At 47.9% G+C, this 10,008-nt stretch carries 14 protein-coding genes and 4 pseudogenes; 11 read left to right on the top strand and 7 right to left on the bottom strand.

All coding sequences use genetic code 11. The annotated features are described in order from the left end of the window. Window positions 1-277: 277 nt before the first annotated feature. Window positions 278-598: a hypothetical protein gene (locus QMN38_RS25785; RefSeq protein ID WP_004197483.1), complete on the top strand. Its 321-nt coding sequence runs from the start codon at window positions 278-280 to the stop codon at window positions 596-598. 203 nt (window positions 599-801) lie between these two features. On the opposite strand, the pseudogene QMN38_RS25790 reads toward QMN38_RS25785, so the two are convergent. After that, window positions 802-921, bottom strand: a pseudogene (locus tag QMN38_RS25790) (hypothetical protein); the annotation flags it as partial. A 24-nt stretch (window positions 922-945) separates the two neighbouring features. Between QMN38_RS25790 and relB the strand changes: the two are divergent. The 4 genes and pseudogenes from relB to QMN38_RS25810 all read left to right on the top strand — a co-directional run bounded on the left by relB (window position 946) and on the right by QMN38_RS25810 (window position 1,701). Next, entirely contained in the window at window positions 946-1,185 is a 240-nt protein-coding gene (gene relB / locus QMN38_RS25795; protein ID WP_000534858.1) for a type II toxin-antitoxin system antitoxin RelB, read from the top strand. After that, window positions 1,185-1,472, top strand: coding sequence for a type II toxin-antitoxin system mRNA interferase RelE (gene relE, locus QMN38_RS25800; protein WP_000323025.1), 288 nt, complete (start codon window positions 1,185-1,187; stop codon window positions 1,470-1,472). Before relB ends, relE begins: the two co-directional genes overlap by 1 nt. 33 nt (window positions 1,473-1,505) lie before the next feature. Next, a pseudogene (locus tag QMN38_RS25805) lies at window positions 1,506-1,634 on the top strand (DUF5431 family protein); the annotation flags it as partial. Further along, entirely contained in the window at window positions 1,576-1,701 is a 126-nt protein-coding gene (locus QMN38_RS25810) for a type I toxin-antitoxin system Hok family toxin (protein WP_322090673.1), read from the top strand. The pseudogene QMN38_RS25805 and the gene QMN38_RS25810, both read left to right, overlap by 59 nt. A gap of 274 nt (window positions 1,702-1,975) precedes the next feature. Here QMN38_RS25810 and QMN38_RS25815 read toward each other — a convergent pair whose 3' ends face one another. After that, window positions 1,976-2,461: a hypothetical protein gene (locus tag QMN38_RS25815; protein ID WP_008325142.1), complete on the bottom strand. Its 486-nt coding sequence runs from the start codon at window positions 2,459-2,461 to the stop codon at window positions 1,976-1,978. Window positions 2,462-3,063: 602 nt separating this feature from the next. On the opposite strand from QMN38_RS25815, the gene QMN38_RS25820 reads away from it, so the two are divergent. From QMN38_RS25820 to QMN38_RS25830, 3 genes are all read left to right on the top strand, one after another. Further along, entirely contained in the window at window positions 3,064-3,426 is a 363-nt protein-coding gene (locus QMN38_RS25820; RefSeq protein WP_049259749.1) for a hypothetical protein, read from the top strand. 98 nt (window positions 3,427-3,524) lie between these two features. Beyond that, complete coding sequence (locus tag QMN38_RS25825; RefSeq protein ID WP_008324972.1) at window positions 3,525-3,791, top strand: hypothetical protein; 267 nt, start codon at window positions 3,525-3,527, stop codon at window positions 3,789-3,791. A gap of 16 nt (window positions 3,792-3,807) precedes the next feature. Next, the gene (locus QMN38_RS25830) at window positions 3,808-4,629 is read left to right on the top strand and encodes a DUF932 domain-containing protein (RefSeq protein ID WP_323606353.1); all 822 of its coding nucleotides are present in this window, start codon (window positions 3,808-3,810) and stop codon (window positions 4,627-4,629) included. A 27-nt stretch (window positions 4,630-4,656) separates the two neighbouring features. On the opposite strand, the gene QMN38_RS25835 is transcribed toward QMN38_RS25830, so the two are convergent. After that, window positions 4,657-5,196, bottom strand: coding sequence for a lytic transglycosylase domain-containing protein (locus QMN38_RS25835; RefSeq protein ID WP_323606354.1), 540 nt, complete (start codon window positions 5,194-5,196; stop codon window positions 4,657-4,659). Window positions 5,197-5,769: 573 nt separating this feature from the next. On the opposite strand from QMN38_RS25835, the gene QMN38_RS25840 reads away from it, so the two are divergent. Then, window positions 5,770-6,162 carry a relaxosome protein TraM gene (locus tag QMN38_RS25840; protein WP_008324961.1) on the top strand — a complete coding sequence of 131 codons (393 nt, stop codon included), beginning with the start codon at window positions 5,770-5,772 and terminating at the stop codon, window positions 6,160-6,162. Window positions 6,163-6,194: 32 nt separating this feature from the next. On the opposite strand, the gene QMN38_RS25845 is transcribed toward QMN38_RS25840, so the two are convergent. Continuing rightward, complete coding sequence (locus QMN38_RS25845) at window positions 6,195-6,836, bottom strand: Arc family DNA-binding protein (RefSeq protein ID WP_323606356.1); 642 nt, start codon at window positions 6,834-6,836, stop codon at window positions 6,195-6,197. Window positions 6,837-7,068: 232 nt separating this feature from the next. Beyond that, a pseudogene (locus tag QMN38_RS25850) lies at window positions 7,069-7,724 on the bottom strand (transposase); the annotation flags it as partial. Between the two features lie 63 nt (window positions 7,725-7,787). Between QMN38_RS25850 and traT the strand changes: the two are divergent. Beyond that, window positions 7,788-8,336, top strand: a pseudogene (traT, locus tag QMN38_RS25855) (complement resistance protein TraT); the annotation flags it as partial. A gap of 6 nt (window positions 8,337-8,342) precedes the next feature. Here the strand turns inward: traT and QMN38_RS25860 are convergent. Further along, window positions 8,343-8,654 carry a CcdB family protein gene (locus QMN38_RS25860; protein WP_323606357.1) on the bottom strand — a complete coding sequence of 104 codons (312 nt, stop codon included), beginning with the start codon at window positions 8,652-8,654 and terminating at the stop codon, window positions 8,343-8,345. Then, a complete protein-coding gene (locus QMN38_RS25865; protein ID WP_008324889.1) occupies window positions 8,651-8,899 on the bottom strand; it encodes a type II toxin-antitoxin system CcdA family antitoxin in 249 nt (82 codons plus the stop codon). Before QMN38_RS25865 ends, QMN38_RS25860 begins: the two co-directional genes overlap by 4 nt. Window positions 8,900-9,427: 528 nt before the next feature. On the opposite strand from QMN38_RS25865, the gene QMN38_RS25870 reads away from it, so the two are divergent. Further along, entirely contained in the window at window positions 9,428-9,736 is a 309-nt protein-coding gene (locus QMN38_RS25870; RefSeq protein WP_008324887.1) for a hypothetical protein, read from the top strand. Window positions 9,737-10,008 lie beyond the last annotated feature (272 nt).

Raw genomic sequence — 10,008 nt, forward strand, 5'->3', positions numbered from 1 at the left:
GAACGGTCTGCGTTGTCGGGAAGATGCGTGATCTGATCCTTCAACTCAGCAAAAGTTCGATTTATTCAACAAAGCCGATCCATGTTTACATCGATGTGTTCTGAATCATATGGAACAGATCACCTGACGTTCTTGTTTTTCGGTTAGTGTGATTTATTTCTCTAAATATTCAATACGATAGCTGTATGCAAATCTATAAATAGCAATTGGTTTAATTTATGTTGTATTTCAGTTTGTAGAATAGAGACTAACCAAATACATAAGGATTGTTCTTTACATGAAAACATTAGTAATTGCCACCACCATTTTAATTGGTACTTTTCTAAGCGGTTGCTCTGTGCAAAATGATAAAACACAGTTTCAAGGCCTGGGTCTGACATATCAGTCCGATGTCAAAAAACTGGATAATGGGAACTACCTCACTGAGGTAGAAGCTGCTCCTGCTGCAGGTCGTATACGAGGCGCTATTGGCACTGCAACAAAAAAGGCTTCTGATTTCTGTAGGGTACAAAATAAATCTATGAAAGAAGTCAGAACTGATATTGATACACACTTACTTGTTAATGGCGTTGCTCGCCTGACGTTTAAATGCGTTTAAATATTCCTACGGTTTATGATTTTTCATAAAACTAAGGTGGCTGTTGTGAAATATGTTCTCTCTGCGCATATTCTTACGGCCACTAGGTGATAATATAGTTATCCCCTAAAAACGTCCCTTTCCCTGTTGGAGATATTCCGATATTCACCTATTTATACCAATACCTCCATTCTTCATTAAGGGCTAAGGAGCGGTTTGCTTGAGCTAGTAGTAACGTCCGTTCCTGGCACAAAGCGGACAGTGATCACCGTTCTTACGACTACTTTCTGACTTACTTCGTGACTTGCCCTAAGCATGTTGTAGTGCGATACTTGTAATGACATTTGTAATTACAAGGGGTGTAAGACATGGGTAGCATTAACCTACGTATTGACGATGAACTTAAAGCGCGTTCTTACGCCGCGCTTGAAAAAATGGGCGTAACTCCTTCTGAAGCGCTTCGTCTCATGCTCGAGTATATCGCTGACAATGAACGCTTGCCGTTCAAACAGACACTCCTGAGTGATGAAGATGCTGAACTTGTGGAGATAGTGAAAGAACGACTTCGTAATCCTAAGCCAGTACGTGTGACGCTGGATGAACTCTGATGGCGTATTTTCTGGATTTTGACGAGCGGGCACTAAAGGAATGGCGAAAGCTGGGCTCGACGGTACGTGAACAGTTGAAAAAGAAGCTGGTTGAAGTACTTGAGTCACCCCGGATTGAAGCAAACAAGCTCCGTGGTATGCCTGATTGTTACAAGATTAAGCTCCGGTCTTCAGGCTATCGCCTTGTATACCAGGTTATAGACGAGAAAGTTGTCGTTTTCGTGATTTCTGTTGGGAAAAGAGAACGCTCGGAAGTATATAGCGAGGCGGTCAAACGCATTCTCTGAACCAAAGCATGACATCTCTGTTTCGCACCGAAGGTGACACTTCTGCTTTGCGTTGACAGAGAAGTAAGCTATGAAACTGCCACGAAGTACCCTGCTCTGGTGCGTGTTAATAGTGTGTCTCACACTGCTGATATTCACTTACCTGACCCGGAAATCGCTCTGCGAAATTCGCTACAGGGACACGAACAGGGAGGTGGCGGCTTTTATGGCTTACGAATCCGCTAAGTAGCTAACCCCGGCGGGGGAATCCCCCGCCATTCAGGAACTGATGATGTCTGACATGCCTGAAGCGCCTTTATGAAGGGGTTGCCGGTTCGCTGGCAGCCCCTTTTTCCACTTCTGGTGCGACCGCACGCATGAACAACCAGAAAGGAAGGTTCCCTCCAGGGGAACGGGGCAGGGCGGCAGCGCCTCCGGCGCGCCCGCTCTCTTCCCTTCATGTATTACCTCTGTATTACATATTAATGCTACTGTACGCATCCATTAGCATTAATATGGGAAGATTATTTTTCCCTGTTCCGTGCTGAACGGATGCCTGCCTGATAATTCTTTTTCACACTTTCAATATCACTGAGCGTTGAAGCCTGGCAGGAATGTGCAGCAAGACGGTAGCGGGCGGCAATTTCATCAAGGATGGCAGGGGTGTTGTCTCTGCTGCGATGCTGGCGACCTTTCTGGCCAAAAATGCTGACGATGATGTCCTGACTGCCCGAACGTCCGAAAAGACGCATGCAAAGACGCTTTACAATCAGTGGAGTTAAATCCAGATCGATGTCGTCTGCGATTTCAAAAATAAAACTCAGCATCCGGTACGTTTTATAGCGTTTAACTGCTGCACTGAGACGTGCAGCCCTCTGAGGGAATTCCCATGATTCATCGGAATAACGCTGCAGCTCTGCCTGGTAATCTCTGGCCAGATGTTCGAGGGTGTACTTAAAGTTGCGGTAAAAATAAGCGCGGGACTGTTCAGTCTGAGATTCTTCAGCCATTTTATGGACCGTAGATTAATGCTAGTGTATGCGTACATTAGCATTAATAATTAAAGTTTTCAAACCTCCCTCGCCTCGCCGGAGATCTGAATGCGGAAGTGATGGCACTGCTCTCTCATGGCCTGAAACAGAAAAACGGGCAGGGCGATGGCCCCCTTCGGCTCCCGGCCAGCGCTGCTGTCCGGTCGTCGAGCCCCACTCCGCCAGGGCAGCTGCTGCGCACCCGCCAGTCTCCGCCGAATCCCTTCGGGGTTCGGGCTTCGCTAGGGTCTGATGGCGAAGGTCAACCCCTGGCTTGCTGCGACCGCGACGGTGTGACTGTCGCTTTAAGGCCGCCACGCCGTTCCGACGTGTCGGGTGTGTGCACCCTGTTCCCCCGGTGAGGCCATCGTCCCGTGTGTCCTCACGCGGAGGGCTGGTCGTAGCACCGTCGGGTCGTCATCCAAGGGGTGAAATGCACTCCGCCAAAACTTTTTGCGAGTATCCGCAAAAACTTTTGTCTGCGCCCCTTTCCTTCCTCCCTTCGCCGTTGCTCCTTTGCCCTTTGCCGCGAGAGAACTCACCAGGGAGATGGACAACCATCACCACAGGAGAAAACCAGGATGCACACACGAAACGTCAACGTCAAAACCGCCGCTCAAGAATCTTCCAGGAAGATGGGGGGCGAACTACCTCCGCTGAGAGGTCTGGCACTGCGCATTCAGTGGGGTAAAGCGCGCGTGATGCGTGTTATCGACGCCGTGAAAGCGAAAAACGAGGCGCTGGATGTTGTTTTTGAGGCGATGCTTGAAGGCTACGGCGATTTTGCCAGTGGTAAGCATACCCCTCCGCATATGTTTTCAGACGTTCCGGAGCTGGTAAGTGCGTGGCATAGCGGATGGGCACAGGCCGCTGGCGTCGAGGAAACGTCGAATTGTGCCTGCTGCCAGAGCGGCAGCGGTGAACCCTGCCCGTATCACGATTAACGAACGGGCAGTGACTGCTGCCCCATGAACTGTCCCCGCGTCATTTTCGCAGGGAATAACCCGGACAACCCGAGGAGTACACCCGAGGAGTACACCCGATGAACGTTAACACCCCTACCGGAACATGTGATTCAGACCTCACTCCGTCCCAGTTCACGGATCTGTTTTGCTGGGTCCTGGCTGCATCGGAAGGGGAGCCACAACCAGGTATTTTTACACCGCCAGCGAATGCCTCTGAGCTGACGTTAATTGATTACGAATGCCCGGATTATATCTCTGTCTGGGTAGTCGACGGGTGTCCGGTAGCAGCTGCAGCGCCGCTGGATAATTTCCATCGCGTTATTTCTTCATCTCTCACTAAATAATCAGGAGTAAATAATTATGGTCAGTTTCGCAAGCCGCTATCGTATGCCAACATCAATCCGTAAAGACCGCCCGCTGACGAATGACGAATTACAGCGCATTGTTCCGAGTGCGTTCTCTGAGGAAAAACACGATTCTCGTTCAGAGCGTTATACGTATATTCCAACGATTGTCATTCTTGACCGATTACGTGATGAAGGTTTTCAGCCATATTATGCAACCCAGTCCCGTACGCGTGACCAGGATAAACGCGACTTTACAAAGCATATGCTCCGCCTGCGTCGTCATGACCAGATTAACGGAAAGGAAGTACCGGAAATTATTCTGCTGAATAGCCATGATGGTTCAAGTAGCTATAAAATGATCCCCGGTATGTTCCGTCAGGTTTGTAGTAATGGCCTGGTTGCATGGAAGGATTTTGGCGAAATTCGCGTGCCACACAAAGGAGATATTGTCGGGCAGGTTATCGAAGGTGCTTACACGGTGCTGGAAACATTTGACGCGGTCGATGAAAATATTGACCTGATGAAAAGCATTCAGCTTACTTTGCCTGAGCAGCGCCTTTTTGGCGCAACAGCCCTGGAACTTAAGTATGACGGAAAACCGGCACCAATAACGCCGGAGCAAATTATTAACCCCCGCCGTGTTCTCGATAAAGGGCAGGATTTATGGACAACATTTGACGTGGTGCAGGAAAATGTGATCCGTGGGGGGATTCGTGGCAGAACGCCAAAAGGGAAGATGACCAGAACGCGGGAAGTCTCCGGAATAGATGGTGACATCAAATTAAATCAGGTTCTCTGGAAAATGGCCGAAGAGTTTGCAAAACTCAAAGCCTGAGAAAAAGCCGCTCCTATGAGCGGTTTTTTATTTTATTAATTTTTGTTGATAACGATTTCTTCGGTTTTCCTCGCTGCTGACACTGAGGGGGGGCTCTGATGATTGTTCCAGTATTGTTTTTCTGGCGAGCAGAATACGGTAGATGTTTTTTATTTCTGTAGCGTAGGCACGGCGTTTTTTTATCATCACATCACGTGGCCCCGTATTATACATTCCAACGCTGTCCCAGTTTTTCCCGTAGGACTGGAAGTTGTGCGCCAGAACCCACGCACCCGAGTAAACGCATATGCATGGATCTTTTAATAGTCGATCGCGGGCAATATTAAACGTTTTAAGTTTACTGTAATGATAACTGTTCACCTGCATCCCGCAGACATCTTCTGATCCATCGTTGTTTGATCCATTTACCGCAGACGCTTTAAGACGACTCTCTTTAATTGAAATTGCCATAAGCAGCAGCGGATCTATTTGATAGTCTCTCCCCGCCTGGTCAAAACACATCTGCGGTGCGGCGAATGTCGATAGTGAGAACATCATCAACAGGATGGGGAATTTCGTTATTTTCATTTTATGGACCTTATGTCGATCATAAACCGGTATACGCTGCGCAATAAAAAATACTCCGCCAGATCATTTGAATCAAGATAATTCCCTACAAACGCGCGGAAGCGCTCTGAATCATGCATTCAGCCACGCTCTCAAATACCAGTTACAACCCGGGCACACTTATTTACTTGCCGCTCTTTGCTAACCCTTTAAAACATCACACCCCACGCAAGATTTCATCTTGCAGTTTTTCTCTTTGAATTCAGTGAAATAACTTATGCCATTATGCGGAAAGTTGGAATATGTGGGAAAAAGGTGTGGGGATTGTGTGTATCCTGATAATAGAGTAGGTTAGTGATATGCAGTGCCTAATCCACACACCTGATAGTGCCTGATGCACACACATCACAGTGCCTAATCCACACACCTGATGGTGCCGGATGCACACACATCACAGTGCCGGATTAACACACACATTTAAGTCAGAACAGTCTTTATATGAACGCATTCTTCAGGTTGAGGGTGAATTTACTCACATGAAAAATGGTCGACAGTGCCGTATCCGGCACTGCATGAAAAAATCAGGGAAATATTATGCCGCGCAAGAACATATACTTCAAAGATAAAATCGACAGGGAAATACAGGATATACTGGATATTGAACTTCAGAAGGGCGCAACCACCTCTGAAATGAACTATTCTTCAATAGTCAATGAACTTGTCCGGCTTGGTCTTATGGTTTATAAATCCAAAGAAGAGGGGTCAACCTTCGACCTTGATGGATTCCGCCGCGACCTGATAAAGAAAGTATCAGGCTCCCGGGAAGGTATTATGATTCTGACTGCACTGGTCTCTGAAATCTATGTTAACCTCAAGGGGCAACAGGCGGGAGTTTCACTTGATGACCTGATAAACAATAACATCAGCGCCATTAATATTGCTGAAGACGCAGCAGAGAAACAGCACTTCATTATCGATGATAAATAGCACGAGAGGCCGGACGACCCGGCCTCCGTCGATCACTGCGCGCTATCCTTATCCCACGGAAGCGCGCTTTTTTCTGCCTCATTAATTTTTTCTTTTAAGTAAATCTCAAATTCCATGCACAGCACTTTCAGAGCTTGAGCATCCTCATTCTGTTCAAGAACCCGCCCTGTAAAATATTTCAGTGTACTCATCAACCTTGTCAGCATTTCATCATTCAGACTGCGCCTGTGAACTCTGGCCATTGTGCGAATCTCTTCGGCAAGATTCCCCGGAATACGCATACTATATCCTGTCGTCTTACCCGGAAGTAATATTCGTTCACCCTCACACCACACCCAAAGATGCTCCGCTTGGGGGGTGCCAATTTTATTCATCTCCCCGGAATATGCATCCCCATCAAGCAGGTGATGCAACCAGTCTTCGAACTTCACTGCCAGCGAAATCAAACGCTCACCCTCAGCTGTTTTGATAACAGGGACATCTGGCTGGTAATTTAGTGACTGCAACAGTCGCGCAATAATTTCATCATTAACGCTTCTCTTTCCTGTTCTGGCACAGACTCTCAGTTCCATCAGTAAATTGTCCGGTGCCCGCAATCGCCACTCCACAGCCTCACCCGGACGAAATTTGCGCGGCCTACCCCGGCCATCCCACATTTTCTCTTTCACTTTCATAGCTATAGATCTCGCAATCAATACAAAAACAACCTGAATGACAAAGCCTACTCACTTATATATTCAGAAAAATCCTAAACATTTTAAATAATGTGACATGTGTCACAGTTTTTTTTTTTTAGAGTCATGGGACAATATCGCGTGCGTAAACAAGCACTTACATCAAATCATTTTGTTTACATCCGGAGAAACAAGCATGTCCACAAACGGTAATGCCCTTAATGTCATGAAGGGATGGCTGATCATGCATGAAGTCCATCGACCAGCATTCGTTTCTGTTTTCAGGCACTACCAGCGGTTCAGGTTTATCCCGTTTCAGTCGTTTCTTCGGCTTTATTCGCATGTTCAGCGACAACTCGCAGTAAATCCGGTACACCCTTTTGTGGTTGAACCGGAAGCCTTTGACATTACGCAGGTATAAAAAACACAGGCCAAATCCCCAGTTGCGCTGACTGTCAGTGATGCGGATCAGCCAGTCAGCAATGAGATCATTTTCTTCATTCAGATGAGGCTGATAGCGATAACAGCTTTCGCTGACAACAAACAACTGGCAGGCAAAACGCACACTGACGTTTCGATTTCTGACTGCATCCTGTGCCATCAGCTTTCGACGCGATGGCGTCACCACTTTTTTGCCATGGCCTCCTGAATGATTTCGGCTTTGAGCCGTTCTTCAGCATACATTTTTTTGAGGCGACGGTTTTCGTCTTCCAGTTCTTTCAGACGGGTCATCATGGAGGCGTCCATACCGCCAAAACGAGAACGCCACTTATAGAAGCTGGCATTGCTCATGCCATGCTCGCGGCACAGTTCGGTCACCGGTGTTCCGGCCTCGGCTTGCTTCAGGATGGACATGATCTGGCTGTCAGTAAAACGTGATTTTTTCATAGAGATCTCCCCGGTTCAGATTACGAAAAAATTCTACTTATAAACACACCGGTTTTTCGGGGGGATTACCACATGTCCGGCCTTCAGTCTCAAATTACCAGTGAACTGGCAGCAAAAGGGTATCGTGTCACCAGTTCACCTGATGGTGCTTATTTCTGGATTCAGGCGAATGTGCTGAAAGCTGAAAAGATGGACCTGCGTGAAGCCCAGGGATTCCTGAAAACCGGTTATGAAGGTGCGGCAATGGGCGCTGCTTTGGGAGCTGGCATCACTGCCTACAATTCCAGCTCAGCAGGTGCGACCCTGGGTGTCGGACTGGCCACCGGCCTGATTGGTATGGCCGCGGATGCGATGGTGGAAGATGTTAACTATACAATGGTGACTGATCTGCAAATCTCCGAACGCAGCAAAGCCAAAGTTACGACGGATAATATTGCTGCCCTGAAGCAGGGAACCTCCGGTGTTAAGGTGCAGACCAGCACAGAAGAGGGAAACAGGGCAAAATATCAGACCCGCGTGGTATCCAACGCCAACAAGGTTAACCTCAAATTTGAAGAGGCAAAACCCGTTCTGGAAGCGCAGCTGGCCAAATCCATCGCCGGCATTATGTAACCCCTTTCAACTTCCCGTTGTCAGGAAATCTATCGCGCTGACGATGAGGTCTCTCATCTCAGGGCGGTAACTGTGAATATCCTCCTCATCCAGCTCATGAAGATAAACCGTCTGAATCAGCTGTGTCATCAGAATGTATCGCTCACCATCGATGTTAACAACGGGATTAATTTTGCTCATCCCGGGTAATGACTGACGCCACCGGACAAAAGGAATAATGACCCGGGTGTTGAGATCGATAAGTTGATCGGACTGAGCGATGAGGAAATACGGGTATTCCGGATTATCCAGCTTTCTGAATACTGTTCCCTGATTCATTTAAACACGCTCAGTCCTGCACTGCTGCGGGGAATACTATGTTCAGCGGTGAACTGATTCATGGCATCAATAGCCGCTTTATTCTCCTGTCGCCATCTGGCCTGACGTTCAGCACGGACCACGTGTTCAAGCGCAGAGTTAAGGGCAGCGGAAAGATTGATGTTAAGCATCTTCGCTTCGTCCACCAGGGCGGCATCCAGCGAAATGTTGGTGCTTCTTTTGCGCGACCGCATAGTCGTATTCATTGTTAAATCCTTTGCGCATCATGTATGCGCATAAATATAGCGCATTTATGCTCCTGAGCGTAAGTGCCCGTGGTTATCCCTGTGATACTTCGCTTCCTCACATGACTGCACAGGTGCAGTCATGTTTGCGGCGAGCGCTGAATTATTAACAACCAAAGGTCAATCATCATGAACTCATACAACTCCCGCACTGCCTTGTCCGTTCTGTCTTACGTCTTAATCACAATTGTCTCGACAATCCTGCTCCTGGAAATGTACGCCCCTGACATTATTAAGTATCAGTTGTCACACTCAATGTTCTTCTCATACCTGAATGCGTTGAAATACAGTGGGTTTCCTCAATGGGATGTTCTCCTCCCACTGACTACTTTCCTGCTCTGCCTTACTGGTGGTTTATTCTGCACCTGGTTCTGCGGATTTCTTCTGAAAGCCGGGGATGCAGTCTTATACGCGCTGCGTTGTCTTACTTCCGGTGCCCTTAAATCTCTGAGAACCCGGTTATCTGCCTGACAGATGAGGAATAACACAATGAAACCCTGTGTGAATGAAGGCTGTTCAGAGGAACTCTGGTCGCTCATTCAGCTGGAAAGCGAGCTGGTCAGAGCAAAGGCGTTTCTGAGCGTCTTTGGTTCACTCCCCGAATATCACCGCATGGCGACTGTAGCCTACTGGGCAGGCTATGTGTTCACTTTCCGGGGCATGGAAGCCTGTGAACGCCATACCGTGGGTTATGTTGATGTGGCCGCATCGGTCCGTTTTCTGGCAATGCTGGTCAATGAAAAAGACTGGCGGGCCGGATGTCTGCAGGCGGAGTATGAACTGAGCCTGATCGAATAACCCGGATATTTTTTCTCCGGTTCTCTGTCGCTGCGACGGCGATAGCCTGTTTCCCCCCTTTTTATCACAGACCACGTCATCACCTCACTGGTGATGCGATGACTGTCGGACAAAAATCTATGAGCTTCGCTGGTAAAAATCTCACTCAGGGTGGGCAGATGACTGCCTACCGGTGGCGCATGTTCTTTCAGGTTAAGGGGTCTGACGCTCAGTGGAACGAAAACTCACGTTAAGCAACGTTTTCTACCTCTGACGCCTCTTTTAATGGTCTC

The organism is Citrobacter sp. R-1.5.2, from assembly GCF_035064245.1.
GTDB lineage: Bacteria > Pseudomonadota > Gammaproteobacteria > Enterobacterales > Enterobacteriaceae > Citrobacter.